Genomic DNA, 22,070 nt, shown 5'->3' on the forward strand with positions numbered 1-22,070 from the left:
GTGCCGTCAGAGGCTCCCGGCCCCGGCAACAATGCCGGGTTCCATTTCCAGACAAACTCCGAATCGCTTCTCAACGGATTTCCGGATCTCCTCCGCCAGCGCCAGAATGTCTCTGCCACTGCCGCCGGAGTGATTAATGAGAACCAGCGCCTGACGGTTGTGAACACCCACCCGGGCATTCCGGAAACCTTTCCAGCCACTCTGGTCAATTAACCAGGCCGCGGCCAGTTTAATGCCATGCTCCTGAGGGTAACCGACAATATCCGGATGTTGCGTTCTGAGCGAATCGAACTGCGCCACATCCACCACCGGGTTCTTGAAGAAGCTGCCTGCGTTGGGAATGATGGCCGGGTCCGGCAGCTTTCGCCTCCGGATCGCCATGACCGCCTCGGCGACATCCAGGGCGTTCAGAGCAGAGTCCGGCGTATCGCCGAGATACTCCTGCAGGTCACGGTAACCCAGTGCCAGGGGCTTGTTACGGGATAGCCCCAGGCGGATTTCCGTAATCACGAAACGACCGGGGGTGTGCCTGAACAGGCTATCGCGATAGCCGAAGCGGCACTCGGCATTGTTGAGGGCAACCAACTCACCGGTGGTGCGATCCAGTGCCGTGACCGATTCCAGGCAGTCACATAGCTCAACCCCATAGGCGCCAATATTCTGAACCGGGGCAGCACCTGCAGTGCCCGGAATCAGGGCCAGATTTTCAAGACCGCGATAACCGGCTCTGGCAGCATACAGGACAGCCTCATGCCAGTTCTCTCCGGCTCCCAGAACCAGCGTGGCCCGGTGATCAACCACTCGCTCCCAGCTCCGCCCCCGGATGGCCATGCGAACAACCAGCCCCCGGAAATCACCGGCAAACACCAGGTTGCTTCCACCGCCGAGAATCAGGGTCTCGTACTGCCCTTTCGCTGCCCACTCCAGGGACCAGGTCAACCCGGCAGCGCTTTCGACCTCGACATAAAAACGGGCCCGGGCAGGCACGTGAAGCGTGTTCAGCGCCTCCAGCTCAACATCCTCCCGGATCTCCGGATTCCGTCTCAAGTCAGCCGCCCCCGGATATCGGCCAGCAAACCCTCTCCGGCTTGATGGATCAGATCCAGAACCACCTCGAAGCCGTCTGCACCACCGTAGTAGGGATCCGGGACTTCATCATGCTTGGAGCTGCCATACTCCAGGAATAACGCTGGCCGGGTGCCCCCGTTCTGACGCCAGACATCCTTGATGTCCGCAAGGTTCTGGTGGTCCATTGCCAGCACATAGTCGAAACTATCGAGATCCCCCGGGCTGAACTGGCGAGCCCGCAAACCACTGATATCGATGCCACGTCGCCTTGCCGCTTCCTGGGCCCGGGCATCGGGGCGTTTGCCGATATGCCAGTGACCGGTACCACAGGAATCGATGTCGATCTTTTCAGCCAGCCCTGCCTGCTCAACCAGGGCACGAAAGACGCCCTCTGCACTGGGCGACCGACAGATATTGCCCAGACAAACGAACAGCACCTTTACCGGTTCAGCCATTATCGTTGCTCCTCCTTTCCAGCCACTCCCTCACCCGTTGCAGATCGCTTTCGGTATCCACACCGGCGGGCGGGTTCACCGACGCCACATCCACGTGGATCCGGGCGCCGTTATACAGGGCCCGCAGTTGCTCAAGGGATTCGGTGATCTCCGTGGGCGCGGGCGCCCAGCGGACAAATTGCCCCAGTACCGAGACCCGGTAACCGTAGATACCGATGTGCCGGAAGTAACCGATGCTATCAGGCATGGAAACGTCGACACGGGTCAAAGGCGTGCCACCCTGCCAATGGTCCCGGGCCCAGGGAATGGGCGCACGGCTGAAATAATGGGCCATGCCCTGATGGTCGAACACCACCTTGACCACGTTGGGGTTAAAAACCTGCTCTGGGTCGTGGATGCGCTCGCACAGGGTGGCAATGGCGGCTTCCGGGTAAAACTCCAGATTGTCCGCCACCTGGTTGATCAGTTCCGGCGGAATCAGGGGCTCATCACCCTGCACGTTAACGACACGATGGTCCGGTTCAAAACCGAGCGCCCGGGCAACTTCTTCCAGCCGGTCAGTACCGCTGGCATGGTTTGGCGATGTCATGACCACTTCCGCACCGAAGCCTTCGCAGACGCTCCGGATACGTTCGTTGTCGGTCGCGACAACCACCCGCCCTGCCCGACTTTCGCCGGCGCGGTCACAGACATGCTGAATCATGGGCTTTCCGGCGACATCCGCCAGCGGCTTTCCGGGAAGGCGGGTGGAGGCATACCGGGCCGGAATCACAACAGTAAAAGACATGGTGTAGCTACCCTGATGACCTCTGGTTTCAACGCTTGTGCAGGCGCTCGTCGGTGGAGAGCGTCCGGGCCTCGCTGGCCAGCATCACCGGAATCCCCTCACGGATCGGGAACGCCATGGCATCCTGATAACAGATCAGCTCGGTTCGGGCGTCGTTGAGCTTCAGATCTCCCTTGCAGACCGGACAGGCCAGCATTGCCAACAATTTTTTATCCATGGTGTTTACTCACTCGCTATCAAGAAGTTAACTGTTCGGAGCACTGGCGAACCCGGGCCAGAAGAGCGTCCCGGAACCGGTCCGGCAACCTGGCCTCAACGGTCAGGCTCCAGGCGTTGTCGGGAGCGAAGCCACGGCACTTCACCGCGTCCTTCGCAGTCATAACGATCAAATCATTCGGGCAGGCATTCAGGTCGGCAACGCGGAAGCGATGATGATCCGGGAAAGCTGCCTCGGTAACCACGGCGCCCAGTGCCCTGAGTGTATCGAAAAAACGGGACGGATTGCCGATTCCCGCCACGGCCCTTACGGACAGCCCTTTCAGATCGGAGATGGGCCGGGGTTTACCGGTCCTGACGTGAACCAGGGTTCCGGGTTCGAGTACCATTGAATAGATCTGTGGGTGCTCTATACCAGCAAAACTCCCCATGACCTGATCGGAATAATCCGTGCCGTTAACAATAACAAAATCCACGGAGGCGAGCCGGGAGAGCGGTTCGCGCAGTGGTCCGACCGGAATCAGGGCACCGTTGCCAATGCCACGCTTGCCATCGAACACCGACAATTCCACATCCCGGGGCAGCTTGTAGTGCTGGAGACCGTCGTCACAGACCAACAGGTTTCCGAGATTATTGTCCAGGGCATATTCCGCCGCACGCCGGCGCCGGGGGTCCACAACAACCGGGCACCCGGTGCTGAGAGCCAGCATTACAGGCTCGTCGCCGGCCTCCAGGGGGCTGGTTCGGGCATTAATTTCCAGGGGGTAGTCAGCGGCCTTGCCGCCATACCCGCGGCTGAGGATCACCGGACACCACCCGTCACCGATCAGTTCCGAAACCAGCCAGGCGGTCAGGGGCGATTTGCCGGTACCACCTGCGGTGATATTGCCAACAACCACAACCGGAACCGGCAGCGAGACATCCCGGGCCTCCCACGCAGAACGGCGGCGGGCTTCCGAGAGGCCGCGGTATAGCCAGGAAAGAGGTGCAAGAAACCCCAGAGGACGATTTCTGCCATACCAGAGACGATCTACCAACGAGCTCATGACTGCTCACTGAACTGCATCTGGTGCAATTGAGCGTAGGCGCCACCAGTAGCAAGAAGTTCATCATGACGGCCGGATTCAGCAATACGACCGTTTTCCATCACCAGTATCCGGTCTGCCTTTTCGATGGTGGACAGACGGTGTGCGATCACCAGGGTGGTACGTCCCCGCATCACGGTTTCAAGGGCATCCTGAATGTGGCGTTCGGATTCCGTATCCAGCGCAGACGTGGCCTCATCCAGGATCAGGATCGGTGCATTCTTGAGCAATGCCCGGGCAATAGCGAGCCTCTGACGCTGGCCACCGGAAAGCATCACACCGTTATCACCAATCATGGTGTCCAGGCCTTCGGGCATCCGGTCAATGAACTCGAGAGCATGGGCCTTGGCCGCTGCCTCCCGGATTTCATCGCGACTGCAATCCCTGAGGGCACCATAGGCGATATTGGCGGCGATGGTATCGTTGAACAGCACAACGCTCTGGGTGACCAGAGCGATCTGCGCCCGCAAGGCCTTCAGCGAGAAATCCCGCAGCGAATGGCCGTCGATGCGGATATCACCGCCGGTAAATTCATAGAACCTCGGCAACAGGCTTACGAGTGTGGATTTTCCGCTTCCGGAGCGGCCGACCAGCGCAACACTCTGCCCCGCAGGAATCTGCAGCGAGATGCCTTCCAGTACATTGTCCAACTGGTCCCGATACCGGAAAGACACATCATTGAGCTCGATCTTGCCTTCGACACGGTCGGGGGAGTAGGTGCCCGGGTCCTGCTCCGGCGATTCGTCAATGGTTTCGAACACATCGTAAGCCGCCGCCACGCCCTTCTGTATCTTGGCGTGGACCGACGTCACCTGCCGGATGGGCTTGGCCATGGTGGTTGCCGCCGTGATAAAGGCCACGAGCTGGCCGGTGGTCATTCCACCCCGGATTTCCGGGGCCAGCATCATCCACACCAGACCGGCGATCGCGATGGCCACGAGTACCTGAATCACAGGAACACTGATCGCCTGAGTCGATGCCATCTTGAGGCTTTGCTTGAGGTTTTTGTCGTTAACGTCCCGAAAACGCTGGCGTTCGTAGTCTTCACCACCGAAGGTCCGCACCACCCGGTATCCGGTGATGGATTCGGAGGCCACATGGGTGATGTCTCCCATGGACCCCTGAATCCGCTTACTGATTTTTCGGAAACGTTTGCTGGCATAACTCACCACCGCACCGATCAGCGGTCCGACGGCAAGGAATATCAGTGTAAGCTTCCAGTTGGTGTAAAACATGTAGCCCAGCAGACCGATGATGGTCAGACCTTCCCGAAGGGTAATGGTGACGGCGTTGGTGGTGGCTTCCGCCACCTGCTCGACGTTGAAGGTAAGCTTGGAGACCAGACGCCCGGCCGCATTGTCATCAAAATACCGGGACGGCAATGTCATCAGGCGATTGAACACATCATTGCGCAGCGAGTTGATAACCTGACGACCAACATAGCTGATGAAATACTGGCTCAGGAAGGTGCCCAGGCCCCTGAACGAAAATACCCCGACGATGACCAGGGTGAGCATCAGACGGTTCTGCTCGGTGGGGTTCTCGATGGCCGCAATCACGTATTCCATGGCGGCCGCCATGCCAGTTGATGCAGCAGCGTAAATGATGTTGCCGACCACAGCCAGGGAGAACGCCAGCAAGAAAGGCCTCACGTAGGCCAACAAACGCTTGTAGGTTTCCCAACTGCCGGCCGGCACTACCGGAGAGGGATCAGGCAGAGGCTCGGTTACCCTCACTGACTCTCAGCCTCCCGCTCCGTGGTGATGCTCAGCTTTGCAAACCCCAGGCGGCCGGCAACGTCCATGGCACGAACCACAAATTCGTGGGGGGTGCGGGCATCCGCCGTGATGATAAACGGCATCGAGCTGTTACCCTCCGCCAGCTCACGCACGCCCCGCTCCAGGGTTTCACGCCGGTTATTGACCAGCGTGCGGTCGTTCAGGATGTACTGCCCTTCGGCATTGATCACCACGTCAATTTGCTTGACCTCTGAGGCCTCCGCGGGTTCCCCGCTTGCCTCCGGCAGCTCCACCTGAAGGTGGCTCTCCCGGGTAAAGGTTGTGGAAACCATAAAGAAAATCAGCAGCAGGAACACCACATCGATCAATGGTGTCAGGTCAACCCCGACTTCCTGGCTTCTCTGGCGCTTGAACTTCACGGTGTTCAGGCTCCTTCCACGTCGATTTCGCGGTCTCCGTGCACAACCTCAACCAGCTTGATGGCTTCCTGCTCCATGCCGACCACCAGCTCGTCTACCCTGCGGATAAAGTAGCGGTGACAGATCAACGCAGGGATGGCCACACTCAGGCCGGCAGCCGTGGTAATCAGCGCCTCGGAAATACCACCGGCCAGGTTGCCTGCGTTACCGACACCGGCCAGCTGAATCTCGGCAAACACCTTAATCATGCCGATGACCGTGCCCAGAAGCCCCAGCAGCGGTGTGATGGTGGCCACGGTGCCCAGCGGATTCAGGAAGCGCTCCAGGTCATGAATCACCTGACTGGCTTCGTGCTCAATACTCTCTTTCATGATTTCGCGGCCATGCTTGGCATTGATCAGGCCGCCGGCCAGAATCCGGCCCAGGGGAGATGATCCCTGCAGGGCTTTCAGTTTCCGGCCATTCAGTTCTTTTTTCTTGATCCAGCGCCACAGTTCGTTAATGGTCTGCGACGGCGCAACCCTGGAAGCACGAAGGGTCCAGAAACGTTCCAGAATGATGGCAAGTGCAAGTATGGAACAGGCAACAATTGGCACCATCAGAATGCCACCGGCTTTCAACAGCTCGAACACGCTTGGTCTCCCTGGTTGTTTACAAGCCGCGCTACTTTAGCATAGCTACCCGTGGAGGCCACAGCGGCAATGTCACGGTATTTCACATTGATCACGGGTCAGCCCCGGGCCACCTATCCAGAATGGCGCCTCACGCCGCATTTCCTTTAACACCAACCGGTTATCGGCAATAGTCATCAATACGCTGCCGGAACAGGCGGTGTTCAGTGAGACCGCACCAGAGCGCCGGTAACGGGCGGTTACCATCTGATGGGGATGACCATACCTGTGGCGGTATCCGGCGGTGTAGATGACCCAGTCGGGATCAAGCCCCTGAACCCAGGCTTCGGAAGAGGATGTCTTGCTGCCATGATGGGGAGCGAGGACCACCCGACTGCCCGAATGACGCAATTTCCCGCCGGCCGAAAGAAAGGCCAGATACTGCGACTCCATGGGGTCGGTAATATCCCCGGGCAGTATCCATTCAATACCCGATTCGGGATGATGGATCCGGATTACACAGGACGCATCGTTGCCTTCGGAAACACCCTCCCCTTGCCAGTAGTCGATGGTCAGAGCGCCGAAGGTTTCAGTGGCCCGTTCACAGGGTACGGTGGGCACATCCGGAATTCGATTCCTGATTGCCCCGGTTTCACCGGCAACAACGCGACCGATTTCGATCTGCTCCGCGAGCTCTGATACGCCTCCGGCATGATCACTGTCCCCATGACTTATCACCAGGGTATCGATTCTGTGGATGCCCTCTGCCTTCAGATTTGGCAACAGCGTCGACTCAACGGCTGAAAACACCCCGGGCACAGCCGGCCCGGTGTCGTAGACAAGGACCTCCCGGCCGTGACGGACAAGCACCGACAAGCCCTGCCCGACATCCCAAACCCGGATTTCGGGCTGAGCCACCCGGGAATTCTGCGGTAACGACGAGGATGAAGATCCCAGCCACACAAGCGCCGACACAACCGCCACCAGCCGAAACCCGGTGAATGGCGCAAGCACCATAAACACTGACAGCATCGATAAAGCAGCGATTTCTTCGGCGCTGGCAGCGATTTCGGGCACCTGCCAGCGTGCGAGCCAGTCCAGAAAATGCCAGAGCAGACCGAGCACCAGATCAAATGCGGGCCCGAACAGGTTCGCCGCTTCCGGAATAGCGGCAGTAATCAACCCGCCCGTGACCAGCAGAGGCATAACCACCAGGGATACCCAGGGAATGGAAATCAGGTTTGCCAGCAATCCCGCCAGGGGCTGCCCCTGCCCGAAGGTTTCCAGAACTGGCCATAAGCCAGAAAACACCGAGATCTGGGCAACCAACAGGCTACCCAACCACCCGGCGCCTGCCAGCCGCGCCGAGAATACAGCGATGAGTACCGCGACGGCAGCGAACGATAGCCAGAATCCCTGGTCCAGGGGTGCAAGAGGATCCAGCAGCAAAACCACCGCCAGAGCAACCAGAAACGGTTGCCAGACGGATGACTGTCGGGCCAACAGAAGCAGCCAGCCGCCCACGATCACCATAACCAGTGCCCGGCGGGTGGGCACGGTAAAACCGGCCGCAAGAGCGTAGGCCAGGCAAGATACCACCACGAAAACAAAGACAATCCGGCGCCCATTGAGTTCGCTCACGCGGCGGGCCGGCCAGGCCAGCAAGAGGCGCCGACACAAAAAACCTGCACCCAGAGCGACCAGCCCCAGGTGCAAACCGGAGATCGCGACCAGATGAATGGTTCCCGTTGCTTTCAGAACGTCCCAGTGCTTCTGGGTCATGTACCCGCGATGACCAATCAACAGCGAGGAAGCCAGCGCGAAGTGTTCGGTGCCGCCGAACCGGTTTTGCACCCAGTCGCCCAGCGACAGGTGTGCACTCCGGTACTGGCAGTGCAGGGAACAAGGCACGGTTGGATCCACCTGAACACTACGGACATTTCCGGTGGCCCGGTACCCTTTGCGGAACAGCCAGTTTTCATACCGGAAACCCACCGGGTTGAGGTTCCCGTGTGGTCTTTTGAGCTTGACCTCCAGGCGCAAACGGGCCCCCGGTAATCTCTCTGCTGCGTGACCATACCAGGCCAGCCGCAGCAACTCGGGCGGACGCGTGCCCGGGACGTTTACCGGGGGAAGGTTATGCCAACGGGTAACACAGAAACTGAAGCGCAAACTGTCGAAACTTCCCGGTGACGGGATATCACACAGGTAACCGGATACCGACAGACGTTTCCCCTCGGCTTCAGGCGGCAACACTTCCGAAAGCTGGCTCCGGGCATGCCACGCTGCCCAGGAAAGTCCCACCAGAAAGCCAAGAGCCAGCACCGTTAACCGGCGGATCATGACAGACGCCGGACGGCAAAGGGTCAAAAAAAGCAGAAGTCCGGGTGCCGCCAGCCACTGCGGAGGTGGCAGTATCGACAGCCAATACAGTAAGATGACGCCACCAGAGAAGGCGATAACGCCCAGGACTGCGGCAACGCGCCTGCCCGGCGGGTACGGCGAGCGGTTCAGACTTCCGGACAATCCTTGTCCTCCCGTATGTCACATTCACCGGCGACATCCGATGTGCCGGTTTTTTAACTCCGTTTAAAGGCAGAACTTCCAATGCCGAAGAAGTTCATGAAACGCTATCTGCCCTCACCAGAGAAGGTGCAAGCGATGCAGTCGCTGAGCTTTCTGGGCGATATCCTTCACGAGCCCAATCTCTGGCATATCAATCGCCACAGTGTTGCCCGCGCCTTTCTCGTCGGCGTCTGGTTCTGTTTCATACCCATGCCCTTCCAGATGCTTGCTGCTGCATTTTTCGCGATCTGGTTCAACGCCAATCTGCCGCTGTCGGTTGTTCTGGTCTGGATCAGCAATCCGGTAACCATGCCACCGATTTTCTACTTCAATTACAAAGTCGGGGCCTGGGCCCTTAGCCGCCCGGTTCTCAGTTTCGAGTTTCAGCTGTCATGGTCCTGGATCACTGAACGGCTCATGGACATAGGCATCCCTCTGTATCTTGGATCCCTCATTGTTGCGACCGTGTCAGCCTGCCTCGCTTACCTGGTCATCCAGTTCCTGTGGCGCCGGAAAATACGCACAGACTGGCAGGTGCGGCGGATCAATCGCCGGAAACGTCGTCGGGAGACCGATCAGACTTCCTGAATCAGCCGACCCTGTTCAAGCCGTAATACCCGCCCCAGACTCCGGGCCATCTTCATGTCATGGGTAACCATGACAAATGCAATGCCCAGCTGATCCCGAAGAGACTCGATCAGCGACCTGACCCCTTCTCCCGTGTGCTCGTCAAGGTTGCCGGTTGGTTCATCCATCAATACACAATCCGGCTCATTGACCAGTGCCCGGGCAATGGCCACCCGCTGACGCTCGCCGCCCGACAGTTCACCCGGCTTGTGGGTCAGTCGCGCAGCAAGGCCAACTCTGCCTAACAGCGTTTCCGCTTTCTTCCGGGCGTCAGCGACCGCCATGCCACCCAGTACGCAGGGCATCATGACGTTTTCCAGTGCCGAGAATTCCGGCAGCAAATGATGAAACTGGTACACAAACCCAAGGTAACGGTTACGGAACCTGGCGCGGCCGGCTTCGGAAAGCCGGTGAATATCCTTGCCGCAAATGGAAATCTGGCCCGATGAGGGCTTGTCCAGCCCGCCAAGCAGGTTGAGCAGGGTGGTTTTACCGGCGCCACTGCTGCCAACAATGGCGACCGTTTCTCCGGGCGCCACTTCCAGAGAAATATCCGAAAAAATGGTGAGTTTTTCGGGGCCCTCACTGTAGGTACGGGTCACCTGCCGACAGTCAATCACCAGGGATGAATCCACCATAGCCGAATGTTCCTTACTCATAGCGAAGCGCCTCCGCGGGATCCACTCTCGAAGCCCGCCAGGCCGGGTAGATGGTTGCCAGAAGACTCATGGCAAGGCCGGCGCCGCTGATTATTAAGACATCCTGCCATTGCAGCTGCGAAGGCAGGTAGCTGATGAAATAGACGTCGGCACTGAGAAACTGGTGCCCCAACGCGCCTTCAAGCCAGGAAATGAAGGTACTGATATTGAGCGCGCCAAACACACCCAGCGAGGTGCCTATGACCGTGCCAAAGATACCGATCACCGCACCCTGAACAATGAAAATCCGCATAATCCGGCCCGGAGTCGCCCCCATAGTCCTGAGAATGGCTATGTCACCGGTTTTGTCGGTGACGACCATCACCAGCGTGGACACGATATTGAACGCCGCCACGGCGACAATAAACATAAGCAGCAGACCGATCATGGTTTTCTCCATGCGGATGGCCTGGAACAGATTGCCATGGGTGCGGGTCCAGTCGGACACGTAATAACGCCCGCCAAGCTGCTTCGCAGCCTCTTCCGCTACCCGGGGAGCTGCAAACAGGTCATCCACCAGCAGGCGAATGCCTTCCGCCTTGCCTCCGGTGCGCATGAGTTTCGAGGCATCGTCCATGTGGATCAGGGTGTAATTGCCATCCAGCTCCGCCCCGACGCTGAACACGCCCTTTACCGTAAATCGCTTGAGCCGCGGCAGTACGCCCGCAGGCGTTACGGATGCCTCTGGCAGCACCACCGTGACCTTGTCACCTACCTGGAGGCGCAGACTGGCTGCCATCAGCCGACCGATGATAATGCCGAATTCACCGGACACCAGGTCATCAAGCCTGCCTTCGATCATGTGATTTTCAATGATGGAGACGGTGCGCTCCTCTTCCGGCAGGATACCATTGAGCACCACGCCGCGGACATTCCCACCGCCAGTGACCATGCCCTGTCCCTGAATAAAGGGAGCAGCTGCCAGCACGCGGGGATGCTTCTCAACCCGGGCATCCACGGATTTCCAGTCGTCCAGGGGGCCTGTGCCCTGAATCGTGGCGTGGGGCACCATACCGAGAATTCTCTGCTTAAGCTCCCGGTCGAATCCGTTCATCACGGAAAGAACAATAATCAGGACCGCAACACCCAGCATCAACCCGATCATCGACGTCAGGGAGATAAAGGAAATGAAGTGATTCCGGCGCTTGGCCGCCGTGTATCGCAAGCCTATATAAAACGATAAGGGTCTGAACATGGAGAGGAGCCTGTTGCTACCTTCAGGTCTGTCGTGGTCTGGTTTTCCCTGGCACCTTCCAGCACAGAGGGAAACTGCTAAACTACTCTGTATCAATAAAATTTCAGTTTTCCGGAGCCGAGATGCCGTCATCCAACATCCCCAGCGAACCGGCGGATTATTCACCCGAGCGCCGGGACTTTTTCCGCATTGAAGACCGAATCGGCCTGGAAATCCGCAAGCTTGCGCCCGACACACCCCTGGATGCAGATGCTTTCGACGGCGACCATCTTGAGAGCCTGAAAGCGGAGTTCAGGCGGCTGGACCAGGACGTGAAGTCCCAGCTTGCCAGCCTTGCCGAGAGAGACCGGCTACTTACCGGACTGATCAAATCCCTGAACGGCAAGCTGGATATGCTTGCGCGCATTATGGCCTTTGAGCAAAATCCGTTGCAACCGGAGGACTGGCAGGATGTGACCCTGAGCGAGGGCGGCCTGTCATTCTCAAGCAGTACGCGTGCCTGGCAACCGGGGGACCGGCTTGCCGTTCGCATGACACTTCCGCCAGAGCTTTTCCAGCCTCAGGCTATCGCCCGGGTACTGGAGGTACACCCCGACTCCTCAGGTGGGGCAAGGGTCCACACCGAGTTTGCCCGGATTGATGACGGCGACCGACAGCAGATCGCGCGGCATGTGATGCGGTGGCAGATTCGCCAGCGCCAAAAAGAGTAGACTGTGGGAAGCGGGTGACTTTTACTAATCTTTTTCGGATATTACGCTTTATCCATGTCCTCCGGAGCAAACTTTCTGAGGACGTCAGCCTTCATGGAGATCGATCAATGAAAAAAAACAGAATCCTGCTCGGCGTACTGGCTCTGTCTGCCACCCTGACCCTTTTCCCGGCCGCATCTGCGGTTGCCGAGGAAATCCGCGTACCGGTGGGAACCCAGGCAGATCGCGACCAGGCAAACGTTCCTGGCACCGGAATGAGCCAGGCTTCGGTGCGGGCTTCCTGGGGCGCCCCCCTGGAAATTCAGGGTCCGGTTGGCCAACCTCCCATCAGCCAGTGGCACTACCCGACTTTTGTCGTTTATTTCGAAAATGATCGGGTAATCCATACCGTTCTCAAGCACAATCGCTGAATAGCCGATAGCGGCCCTCAAAGGCCCGAATTTCCCCACTCATGTCCTGACGTTCAGCCGACCTTTGGTTAGAATGGCGTCTTTTGTGATTTAAGGTGGCTGCGAAGTGACAACCAGACGCGTATTGCCCGCAGAGTGGGCTCCCCAGAGTGCCATAATGCTGACCTGGCCTCACCCCGGAACAGACTGGGCGGATATACTTGATGAGGTCGAGCCGGTATTCCTCGACATTGCCAGGGCCGTACTTCGCTACGAGAACCTCCTGATCAGCTGCGAGTACGTCGCCCGCCTGCAGGAACTTGACCGGGATCTGAACCGGTACGCTGAGGAAAACGACTTTCCGGGTCGGGTACGCATCGTTCCGGCACCGGCAAACGACACCTGGGCCAGGGATCATGGCCCGATTACCATCGCAACCGAAGACGGCCCGGCGCTGCTCGATTTCCGCTTTAATGCCTGGGGCGGGAAGTTCCCCTTCGAAAAAGACGACGCCCTCAACCAGCATCTGGCCAACGCCGGCGTATTTGGCGCCACTCCGATGCAGCAAGTCGATTTTGTACTGGAAGGCGGCTCCATCGAATCCGATGGCCAGGGCACCCTGCTGACCACCTCGGAGTGCCTGCTGACTCCTTCCCGAAATCCCTCCGTGGACCGGACCGCGATTGAGCAGCTGCTGGCCGAGGTTCTGGGCGTCAACCGCATTCTCTGGCTTAACCACGGCTATCTTGAAGGCGACGACACCGACAGCCATATCGATACACTGGCCAGATTCTGCGCCCCGGACCACATCTGTTATGTGGCTTGCCCGGATGTCGCCGACGAACACTACAGCGCCCTGGCTGCCATGGAGGAGGAATTGCAGGAATTCCGCCAGCCCGACGGCACGCCCTACAAGCTGACAGCTTTGCCCTGGCCGGAAGCAATCCACGATGAAGACGGACAACGCCTGCCTGCCACCTATGCGAATTTCCTGATTATTAACGGTGCGGTTCTGCTTCCCGTCTATGGCGTTGCCCAGGACGACGAGGCGATTGCGGTCATGAAGGAGATCTTCCCTTGCCGGGACATTGTGCCGATTGATTGCCGGGCCCTGATTCATCAGCATGGCAGCCTTCACTGTGTCACCATGCAGATTCCGGCCGGAGTCGTTACCTGATGAGCATTAATTCAAGCAACAACCGGATCACCATCGCGGCCATTCAGCAGGCCTGCAGTCCGGACAAGGCCGCCAGCCTCGCCGCCACGGAAAAACTGGTACGGGAAGCCGCAGCAAACGGGGCCGATCTGATCATTCTGCAGGAGCTCCACGCCACGCTGTACTTCTGCCAGACCGAAGACACCTCGGTTTTTGAACTGGCGGAGTCCATACCCGGGCCCACCAGCCAGAGACTCTCTGATCTCGCCCTTGAGCTGGATATTGTCCTGGTAGGCTCCATCTTTGAGCGGCGAATGAACGGTGTTTACCACAACACCGCCGTGGTGTTTGAGAAAGACGGCTCCATGGCCGGGCTGTACCGTAAAATGCACATTCCGGATGATCCCGGCTTCTATGAAAAGTTCTACTTCACCCCCGGTGACGCCCAATTTAACGATGGCCGCAGTGGTTTTACTCCCATAGATACCTCCGTGGGCAGGCTGGGCGTCCTGGTGTGCTGGGACCAATGGTACCCGGAAGCGGCCCGGCTGATGGCCCTGGCCGGTGCCGAGATACTCATCTATCCGACTGCCATCGGCTGGGATGTCACCGACGAACCGGACGAACAGGCCCGGCAGCTGGAAGCCTGGGTATCCGTGCAACGAGGCCATGCCGTCGCCAACAATCTGCCTGTGGTGGCGCCAAACCGCGTCGGCACCGAACCGGATCCTTCCGGCCAGAGCGATGGCATCCGCTTCTGGGGTAACAGTTTCATTTGCGGACCCCAGGGCGAATTTCTTGCCCGGGCCGATGACAGTTCCGAATGCATCCTGGCCGTAACACTTGATCGCAACCGCAGTGAATCGGTTCGTCGCATCTGGCCGTATCTGAGAGACCGCAGGATTGACGCCTACGGAGATATTCTCAAACGCGTGAGGGACTGAGCCCGGAATGAAAAAACTGGTCGATACCGTTGTCAGTGAACTGAACCAGATACTTCTCGGCAAGGATCAACAGGTTCGCCTCGCTCTCTGTGGGCTTCTGGCCCGGGGCCACCTGCTGATTGAAGACATTCCCGGCATGGGCAAAACCACCCTCTCCCATGCCCTGGCCAAAGTGATGGGGCTCAGCTACCAGCGCATCCAGTTTACCAACGACCTGCTGCCGGCCGATGTGCTTGGCTACTCCATGTATGACAAACAGGCCGGCAGCCTGGTTTTCCACCCGGGCCCGATCTTCGCCCAGGTAGTACTGGCCGATGAAATCAACCGGGCATCACCACGCACCCAGAGCGCCCTGCTTGAAGCCATGGAAGAACGCCAGGTGTCCATCGAGGGCGAAACCCGGCCATTGCCCCACCCGTTCTTCGTGATTGCGACCCAGAACCCGACCGAACAGGGTGGCACTTATCCCTTACCGGAATCGCAACTGGACCGGTTCCTGATGCGCCTGCGCCTGGGCTATCCTGATCCCAGAGCCGAGCGGGAACTGCTGGAGGGCGAAGACCGGCGTGTGCTGACCGAAAAGCTTGGCACCCTACTCTCCCGGGAGGATCTGAAGACCCTTCAGGAAGCCGTAACCCGGATAACCGCCAGCCCGGCCCTGCTGGACTATATTCAACGCCTGCTGGCGCAAAGCCGCAGAATGCCGGGGCTGCTGTACGGGCTCTCGCCAAGAGCCGGACTCGGCCTGCTGCGGGCTGCCAGGGCATGGGCCCTGATGGAGGGCCGGCATCACGTACTGCCGGATGATATCCAGGCCGTGTTCCCGGCAGTAGCGGAACATCGCCTGGAACAGGGCGAATCCGGCAAAAGCACCGAACGTGTCAGACAACTGCTTGCCACCGTTTCAGTGCTTGAGTAAATAGCAAGGTTTTATAAGCGGTATTGCCCAAAACGAATGGCAGACCGCTTCTTTCATGTTAGCCTTTCCACCTTTCCCCGAAGCGTCTGGCCCTGAACACCGGGCCGGGCAATGTACGGCTTTTTCAGTGAGAGACCTTCAATGAGCGACACCAAACATTCCCGACTGATCATCCTCGGTTCCGGCCCCGCAGGCTACACCGCTGCTGTTTACGCAGCCCGCGCCAACCTGAACCCGACCCTGATTACCGGTATTGAAGTCGGCGGCCAGCTCACCACCACCACCGACGTGGACAACTGGCCCGGCGACAATGACGGCGTACAGGGCCCCGAACTGATGCAGCGCATGCTCAAACACGCCGAGCGCTTTGAAACCAGCATCGTCTACGACACCATCAACGAAGCCGACCTGCGCAACCGTCCCTTCCGCCTCAAGGGCGACGGCGGCGAGTACACCTGCGACGCCCTGATCATCGCCACCGGCGCCTCCGCCATGTACCTGGGCCTGGAATCCGAAGAGAAATTCAAAGGCCAGGGCGTATCCGCCTGTGCCACCTGCGACGGCTTCTTCTACAAGAAACAGAAAGTCGCCGTTATCGGCGGCGGCAACACCGCCGTTGAAGAGGCCCTCTACCTCTCCAACATCGCCGACGAAGTCACCCTGGTCCACCGCCGCGACAGCCTCCGAGCCGAAAAAATCCTCCAGGACAAACTGTTCGAGAAAGCCGAAAACGGCAACGTCAACATCGTCTGGGACCACACCCTCGACGAAGTCCTGGGCGACGGCACCGGCGTCACCGGCATGCGCATCAAAAGCATGAAAGACGGCTCGACTCAGGACAAGGAACTGGCAGGCGTCTTCATCGCCATCGGCCACAAACCCAACACCGACCTGTTCCAGGGCCAGCTCGATATGGAAAACGGCTACATCCGCATCCGCTCCGGCCTCGAAGGCATGGCCACCCAGAGCAGCATCCCCGGCGTCTTCGCCGCCGGCGACGTAGCCGACCACGTTTACCGCCAAGCCGTCACCTCCGCCGGCTTCGGCTGCATGGCCGCCCTGGATGCGGAAAAGTTTCTGGATCAGCAAGACTGATTGTGATTCAGTAACAAAAGGAACGCGAACTCAAAAGTTTGCGAAGGCCGGTGGGAGCCGCCTTCTGAAACTGTGCGGAGCCATGGATGGCGGAGCCAAGCGTACAGGGACGTATTTACAGCGTGTTTCAGAAGGCGGGTCCCACCGGCCGGTACTCTACAGGCCCGAAACACTGAAGTAATTGCCGGAGAAGGATGACCTCACTACCTTGGCTAGACCCTGACCAACTCTGGTTCCCCCCCAGCCAACGAAGCCCTGGACGACCCCGACGGCCTCCTGGCACTCGGCGGCGACCTGGCCACAGACAGACTCATGCTCGCCTACCGGAACGGTATATTCCCCTGGTACAGCGACCAACAACCCATACTCTGGTGGTCGCCAGACCCCCCGATGCGTGCTGTTCCCTAACGAAATCCACGTATCCCGAAGCCTGCGCCGCACCCTGAACCAGCAACGCTTTCAGGTCACCGCTAATCAGGCCTTCGGGCGAATTATCCGCCTGTGCGCCTCCACCCGGGCCGAAGGCACCTGGATCACGGAAGAAATGATCGCCAGCTACGCCGAACTGCACCGAATGGGCACGGCACACTCTATTGAAGTCTGGAACCGCCGCGGTGACCTGGCTGGCGGGATGTACGGCCTGGCCATCGGCCGGTGTTTCTTCGGCGAATCCATGTTCTCCCTGGAGACCAACGCCTCCAAAGTCCTGATGGTCCACCTTGCCCATCAGCTCCAGGCTTGGGGCTACCGGGTTATGGACTGCCAGGTGGAAAGCCGCCACCTACTGACCATGGGTGCCAAAACTATTCCCCGGGAAGAGTTTTTATCTATACTCAGGATGAGCATCGATCAGAAACCGGATCAAACCGACTGGACCTTCCGCTGGCAATGGCCCGGGCCGGAGGCGTGAATGAGCAATCTCAGAACCCTGGTGTTCTTTGCAACCCCGCCACACGATTGCAGTTACCTGCCAGACCGGGAGGCAACCACCATGTTCGTGGATCCGCGGGCCCATATCGACAAAAAACTCTACAGCCAGCTCACCGCCCTAGGCTTTCGCCGCAGCGGATCCCATTATTACCGCCCCCACTGCGAGCAGTGTAACGCTTGCATTCCCGTTCGCCTGAAGGTCGATGATTTCAAACCCGACCGTAGCCAGCGACGCGTACTGAAGAAAAACGAGGATCTGGAGTGCACCCTGGTGCCCGCCACCTTTTCCGAACGGTATTATCAACTTTACGCCACCTATATCGAGCAGCGGCACCAGGACGGCGATATGTACCCGCCGTCCCGGGAGCAGTTCACCTCGTTTCTGGTGGAAGGTGCGACCGATTCGTGGTTTCTGGAGATCCGCAAGGACAATAATCTGGTGGGTCTGGCCGCCGTCGACTTGCTGGATGACGGCCTGTCTGCCATCTATACGGTTTTCGAACCTGAAATGGAGGATCGCAGCCTTGGTACTTTTGCCATCCTGTGGCAAATTGACGAGGCCCGCCGCAAGGGCCTGCCGCATCTGTATCTCGGTTACTGGATCAAACAGTGCCGGAAAATGAACTACAAAACCCGGTTCCGCCCCATTGAGGCCCTCCGTGACGGGCACTGGCGAGAACTGAGTGCCGGCTGACTTTGCCAAACGCGGATAAATCAGGCAGAATTGCGCAATTTAAAATCACGAGAAGCATATCCAAACGAGGTTTCTACTGAATGGCGAAATCAGATGTCATTGAAATGGAAGGCGTTATTATCGACACCCTTCCAAACACCATGTTCCGCGTTGAGCTGAGCAACGGTCACGTTGTCACAGCTCACATCTCCGGCAAGATGCGCAAGAACTATATCCGCATCCTGACAGGTGACAAGGTCAAGGTTGAGCTGACTCCCTACGACCTGAGCAAGGGCCGCATTGTGTACCGCGCCCGTTAAGGCTCACGTGACATCTGAAAAGCCCCTTCGGGGGCTTTTTTTTGTCAGGTCATAAAAACCGCTGTCCGGGCAACCGGACAGCGGCTTTTCTTTACGTCAGCACCTCAGACGGCTTCCGCCGGTTCGTCCTCGTACTCAAACACCAGCTCATCGTCACGGAGATGGATGTACACATCTCCACCCTTCTTTGACAGGCGTCCGAACAGGATCTGCTCAGCCAGCGGCCGCTTGATCTTGTCCTGAATCAGACGGGACATCGGACGGGCACCCATGGTGACGTCGTAGCCTTTGTCTGCCAGCCAGGATTTCGCAGCATCATCCACATGCAACACAACATGCTTCTCGTCCAGCTGCGCCTGCAGTTCGGTCAGGAACTTGTCCACCACATGGGTGATGGTGTCCTTCTGAAGGTCGCCGAACTGGATGATACCGTCCAGACGGTTGCGGAACTCCGGCGTGAAGGTCTTGCTGATAATCTCCATGCCATCGGTGCTGTGGTCCTGTTCGCTGAAGCCAATCGAACGACGGGCCATGCTTTCTGCGCCGGCATTGGTTGTCATAACCAGGATCACGTGGCGGAAGTCCGCCTTGCGGCCGTTGTTATCAGTCAGCGTACCGTGGTCCATGACCTGCAGAAGCAGGTTGAAGACTTCCGGGTGGGCCTTTTCGATTTCATCCAGCAACAATACGCAGTGCGGGTGCTTGGTGACAGACTCCGTCAGCAGGCCTCCCTGGTCGTATCCGACATAGCCCGGCGGCGCACCGATGAGTCTTGAGACAGTATGGCGCTCCATGTACTCGGACATGTCGAAGCGCAGCAGTTCGATTCCCAGAACCTTGGCCAGTTGTTTGGTGACCTCAGTTTTACCGACACCTGTCGGCCCCGCGAACAGAAATGCACCTTCCGGCTTCTCAGGCGCCTTCAGGCCGGCACGGGCCAGCTTAATGGAAGTAGAGAGGGACTCGATGGCCGGATCCTGACCAAACACCACCATCTTGAGGTCCCGCTCGATATTGCGAAGCAGGTCCTTATCGCTGGTGGAGACATTCTTCGGCGGAATGCGGGCAATGTTCGCTACCACATCCTCGATATCAGTTACGTCGATGGTCTTCTTGCGCTTGCCTTCCGGCTGCAACCGCTGGCGGGCGCCCGCCTCATCAATCACATCAATAGCCTTGTCCGGCAGATGACGATCGGTGATGTACCGGTCTGCCAACTCCGCGGCAACCTGCAAGGCCTTGTCCGTGTACTTGAGATCGTGGTGCTTCTCGAAGTTCGGCTTCAGCCCCTTGAGGATCTGGTAGGTATCCTCAACGCTGGGCTCGTTGACATCGATTTTCTGGAAGCGGCGGGCCAGCGCGCTGTCCTTCTCGAAGATGCCACGAAATTCCTGGAACGTGGTGGAGCCGATGCAACGGATCTCCCCGGAACTCAGCATCGGCTTCAACAGGTTGGAAGCGTCCATAACGCCACCGGATGCAGAACCTGCACCGATAATCGTGTGGATCTCGTCGATAAACAGAATCGCGTGGCTCTCCTTCTTGAGTTCCGCCAGCAGCCCTTTCAGGCGCTTCTCGAAATCACCGCGATACTTGGTACCCGCCAGCAAGGCACCGAGATCCAGCGAGTAGACCACGGCATCGGAAATGATGTCGGGTACCTGACCATCCACGATTCGCTTGGCAAGCCCTTCAGCGATGGCGGTCTTGCCTACGCCGGCCTCACCGACCAGCAGCGGGTTGTTCTTGCGACGGCGCACCAGAATCTGTACCACCCGCTCAACCTCGTGCTCGCGCCCGATGAGTGGATCAATCCGGCCCTGGCGGGCCTGCTCATTGAGATTGGTTGCGTAACTTTCCAGTGGCTTGGAATGGCCACCCTCCTCTCCGGCTTCATCATGGGAAGCCTGATCATGACTTTCCTGATCTTCGGCGCCCTGAACCCGGGAGATTCCATGAGAGACGAAATTGACCACATCAATGCGGGCAATGCTCTGTTTCTTGAGCACATAAACTGCCTGGCTTTCCTGCTCGCTGAAGATAGCGACCAGTACATTGGCCCCGGTTACCTCTTTCTTGCCCGAGGACTGCACATGGAACACCGCCCGTTGCAGCACTCGCTGGAAACCCAGCGTGGGCTGGGTCTCCCGCTCACCGTCGCTGCTCGGGATCAATGGTGTTGTTGAGTCAACAAACTCGACCAGTTCCTCCTGAAGTCGCTTGAGGTCTGCACCACAGGCCTTCAGAACGCCCACCGCCGATTCGTTGTCGAGCAGGGCCAGCAACAAATGCTCCACAGTCATGAACTCATGACGCTTATCGCGGGCATTCTTGAAGGCCGTGTTCAGCGTAATTTCCAGATCTTTGCTCAGCATGGGCCACCCCAACGTCTTTCAGTCCGCACGTTCAATCTCGCAAAGGAGCGGATGTTCGCATTCCGAGGAATACTGGTTCACCTGTGCCGCCTTTGTTTCCGCGATGTCCCGGGTAAATACCCCGCATACAGCTTTTCCCTGCGTATGGACGAGCAGCATCACCTGCGTCGCCTTTTCCTCGTTCATTCCGAAGAACGTCATCAGCACATCCACCACAAAATCCATGGGTGTGTAATCGTCGTTCAGGAGCACTACCCTGTATCGCGCCGGGCGCTTGAGAGCAGGCTTTTCGGGAGCAACGCTGAGGCCATCCTGCCGCCCCGGCTGTTCGTCCTCCCCCTGATTTAATACTAGTAGAGAATTTTCGATAGTCCGCATCATTGCTTACCGGTTTATCGGTGCTCCTGTCTAAATGTGGATGTCGGCCCCAAGCTTTTCAAGCAGGACGTGTGGGATATTTACTGATACGAACATGATACCGCTTCCAGACTGCGTTCAACCACACATTCCCGGCATAGAAACTATTGACTCGACGCTACGATTGGTCGAAAGTTAAATAGCATTGTAAAATAATGTAAATCCATGCAACGTTTGTGTAACGCGATTCCGACGGTAATTCGGACGGAAAGTGCGACGGCCGAAAGGCAAACACCACGAATAAGAACAGTGACAGCAAAAGAACAGGGGAGTTCATCATGCCAAGAGGCAAAGTCAAGTGGTTCAACAATGCCAAAGGGTACGGATTCATCATCGAGGATGGTTGCAGTGACGACCTGTTTGCTCACTTCTCATCGGTCCAAATGGACGGCTACAAGACCCTGAAAGCCGGTCAGGCCGTATCCTTTGATAAAAAGCCAGGCGACAAGGGCATTCACGCAGTCAACATCATTCCGGATGAGCAGCCCGCCAGCAAGGCCCAGACAGGTGCCGGAGGCGACGCTGCAGAAGAATCGGGGCAACAGGAATCCGGCCGGGACGGTTATCCGCCCCGTGCAGTAAACGGCTGACCTGTCTGGCGTCGGGAGCCTGACACCCCCACCGGCGAAAGCTGGTGGGAGGTGTTATTTTTTCTCTGAAAACCTGACGATCCTGCT

General features: G+C 58.2%; 23 protein-coding genes and 1 pseudogene. 11 read left to right on the plus strand and 13 right to left on the minus strand.

The annotated features are described in order from the left end of the window. Positions 1 to 6 precede the first annotated feature (6 nt). The 9 genes from murB to NLK58_RS04130 form a co-directional block, all read right to left on the minus strand. Positions 7 to 1,047, minus strand: a complete 1,041-nt coding sequence (gene murB, locus NLK58_RS04090) for a UDP-N-acetylmuramate dehydrogenase (RefSeq protein WP_341582118.1) — start codon at positions 1,045 to 1,047, stop codon at positions 7 to 9. Further along, positions 1,044 to 1,523, minus strand: a complete 480-nt coding sequence (locus NLK58_RS04095; RefSeq protein WP_341582119.1) for a low molecular weight protein-tyrosine-phosphatase — start codon at positions 1,521 to 1,523, stop codon at positions 1,044 to 1,046. Before NLK58_RS04095 ends, murB begins: the two co-directional genes overlap by 4 nt. Further along, positions 1,516 to 2,310 carry a 3-deoxy-manno-octulosonate cytidylyltransferase gene (gene kdsB / locus NLK58_RS04100; protein ID WP_341582120.1) on the minus strand — a complete coding sequence of 265 codons (795 nt, stop codon included), beginning with the start codon at positions 2,308 to 2,310 and terminating at the stop codon, positions 1,516 to 1,518. Before kdsB ends, NLK58_RS04095 begins: the two co-directional genes overlap by 8 nt. A 28-nt stretch (positions 2,311 to 2,338) precedes the next feature. Further along, positions 2,339 to 2,527, minus strand: coding sequence for a Trm112 family protein (locus NLK58_RS04105; protein ID WP_117617397.1), 189 nt, complete (start codon positions 2,525 to 2,527; stop codon positions 2,339 to 2,341). 19 nt (positions 2,528 to 2,546) lie between these two features. Then, positions 2,547 to 3,572: a tetraacyldisaccharide 4'-kinase gene (gene lpxK, locus NLK58_RS04110; RefSeq protein ID WP_341582121.1), complete on the minus strand. Its 1,026-nt coding sequence runs from the start codon at positions 3,570 to 3,572 to the stop codon at positions 2,547 to 2,549. Then, positions 3,569 to 5,347, minus strand: a complete 1,779-nt coding sequence (msbA, locus tag NLK58_RS04115; protein ID WP_117617399.1) for a lipid A export permease/ATP-binding protein MsbA — start codon at positions 5,345 to 5,347, stop codon at positions 3,569 to 3,571. The genes lpxK and msbA overlap by 4 nt, the downstream gene beginning before the upstream one ends. Continuing rightward, positions 5,344 to 5,769: a biopolymer transporter ExbD gene (locus NLK58_RS04120; protein WP_117617400.1), complete on the minus strand. Its 426-nt coding sequence runs from the start codon at positions 5,767 to 5,769 to the stop codon at positions 5,344 to 5,346. Before NLK58_RS04120 ends, msbA begins: the two co-directional genes overlap by 4 nt. 5 nt (positions 5,770 to 5,774) lie before the next feature. Then, positions 5,775 to 6,401 (minus strand): MotA/TolQ/ExbB proton channel family protein, encoded by a 627-nt coding sequence (locus tag NLK58_RS04125; protein ID WP_117617401.1) that lies wholly within the window; start codon positions 6,399 to 6,401, stop codon positions 5,775 to 5,777. A 72-nt stretch (positions 6,402 to 6,473) separates the two neighbouring features. Next, a complete protein-coding gene (locus tag NLK58_RS04130) occupies positions 6,474 to 8,906 on the minus strand; it encodes a DNA internalization-related competence protein ComEC/Rec2 (RefSeq protein ID WP_341582122.1) in 2,433 nt (810 codons plus the stop codon). 96 nt (positions 8,907 to 9,002) lie between these two features. Here NLK58_RS04130 and NLK58_RS04135 point away from each other — a divergent pair, with 96 nt between their 5' ends. Then, positions 9,003 to 9,533, plus strand: coding sequence for a DUF2062 domain-containing protein (locus NLK58_RS04135; protein WP_376788064.1), 531 nt, complete (start codon positions 9,003 to 9,005; stop codon positions 9,531 to 9,533). On the opposite strand, the gene NLK58_RS04140 is transcribed toward NLK58_RS04135, so the two are convergent. Next, on the minus strand, positions 9,521 to 10,210 hold the full coding sequence (locus NLK58_RS04140; protein WP_117617403.1) for an ABC transporter ATP-binding protein: 690 nt from the start codon (positions 10,208 to 10,210) through the stop codon (positions 9,521 to 9,523). The genes NLK58_RS04135 and NLK58_RS04140 overlap by 13 nt on opposite strands. A gap of 13 nt (positions 10,211 to 10,223) precedes the next feature. Next, entirely contained in the window at positions 10,224 to 11,465 is a 1,242-nt protein-coding gene (locus NLK58_RS04145) for a lipoprotein-releasing ABC transporter permease subunit (RefSeq protein ID WP_117617404.1), read from the minus strand. 122 nt (positions 11,466 to 11,587) lie between these two features. On the opposite strand from NLK58_RS04145, the gene NLK58_RS04150 reads away from it, so the two are divergent. From NLK58_RS04150 to infA, 9 genes and pseudogenes are all read left to right on the plus strand, one after another. Beyond that, a complete protein-coding gene (locus tag NLK58_RS04150; protein WP_341582123.1) occupies positions 11,588 to 12,175 on the plus strand; it encodes a PilZ domain-containing protein in 588 nt (195 codons plus the stop codon). A gap of 107 nt (positions 12,176 to 12,282) precedes the next feature. Continuing rightward, positions 12,283 to 12,585, plus strand: a complete 303-nt coding sequence (locus NLK58_RS04155) for a hypothetical protein (RefSeq protein ID WP_341582124.1) — start codon at positions 12,283 to 12,285, stop codon at positions 12,583 to 12,585. Between the two features lie 157 nt (positions 12,586 to 12,742). Next, positions 12,743 to 13,741, plus strand: a complete 999-nt coding sequence (locus NLK58_RS04160; protein WP_341582766.1) for an agmatine deiminase family protein — start codon at positions 12,743 to 12,745, stop codon at positions 13,739 to 13,741. Continuing rightward, entirely contained in the window at positions 13,741 to 14,664 is a 924-nt protein-coding gene (locus tag NLK58_RS04165) for a carbon-nitrogen hydrolase (RefSeq protein WP_341582125.1), read from the plus strand. The genes NLK58_RS04160 and NLK58_RS04165 overlap by 1 nt, the downstream gene beginning before the upstream one ends. A 7-nt stretch (positions 14,665 to 14,671) precedes the next feature. Further along, complete coding sequence (locus tag NLK58_RS04170) at positions 14,672 to 15,583, plus strand: MoxR family ATPase (protein WP_341582126.1); 912 nt, start codon at positions 14,672 to 14,674, stop codon at positions 15,581 to 15,583. 141 nt (positions 15,584 to 15,724) lie between these two features. Further along, entirely contained in the window at positions 15,725 to 16,678 is a 954-nt protein-coding gene (gene trxB / locus NLK58_RS04175) for a thioredoxin-disulfide reductase (protein ID WP_341582127.1), read from the plus strand. A 194-nt stretch (positions 16,679 to 16,872) separates the two neighbouring features. Then, positions 16,873 to 17,588: pseudogene (gene aat / locus NLK58_RS04180) on the plus strand (leucyl/phenylalanyl-tRNA--protein transferase). Beyond that, on the plus strand, positions 17,589 to 18,302 hold the full coding sequence (locus tag NLK58_RS04185; RefSeq protein WP_117617411.1) for an arginyltransferase: 714 nt from the start codon (positions 17,589 to 17,591) through the stop codon (positions 18,300 to 18,302). It begins immediately after the preceding pseudogene. An 80-nt stretch (positions 18,303 to 18,382) separates the two neighbouring features. Continuing rightward, positions 18,383 to 18,601, plus strand: a complete 219-nt coding sequence (infA, locus tag NLK58_RS04190) for a translation initiation factor IF-1 (protein WP_014421226.1) — start codon at positions 18,383 to 18,385, stop codon at positions 18,599 to 18,601. Positions 18,602 to 18,705: 104 nt separating this feature from the next. Here the strand turns inward: infA and clpA are convergent, their stop codons facing one another. Together clpA and clpS are read right to left on the minus strand one after the other, a co-directional pair. After that, positions 18,706 to 20,976 carry an ATP-dependent Clp protease ATP-binding subunit ClpA gene (clpA, locus tag NLK58_RS04195; RefSeq protein WP_341582128.1) on the minus strand — a complete coding sequence of 757 codons (2,271 nt, stop codon included), beginning with the start codon at positions 20,974 to 20,976 and terminating at the stop codon, positions 18,706 to 18,708. 18 nt (positions 20,977 to 20,994) lie between these two features. Further along, positions 20,995 to 21,354, minus strand: coding sequence for an ATP-dependent Clp protease adapter ClpS (clpS, locus tag NLK58_RS04200; protein ID WP_117620266.1), 360 nt, complete (start codon positions 21,352 to 21,354; stop codon positions 20,995 to 20,997). 317 nt (positions 21,355 to 21,671) lie between these two features. Here clpS and NLK58_RS04205 point away from each other — a divergent pair, with 317 nt between their 5' ends. After that, entirely contained in the window at positions 21,672 to 21,983 is a 312-nt protein-coding gene (locus tag NLK58_RS04205) for a cold shock domain-containing protein (protein ID WP_117617413.1), read from the plus strand. Positions 21,984 to 22,070: the final 87 nt, after the last annotated feature.

The organism is Marinobacter metalliresistant (assembly GCF_038098645.1).
Taxonomy (GTDB): domain Bacteria; phylum Pseudomonadota; class Gammaproteobacteria; order Pseudomonadales; family Oleiphilaceae; genus Marinobacter; species Marinobacter metalliresistant.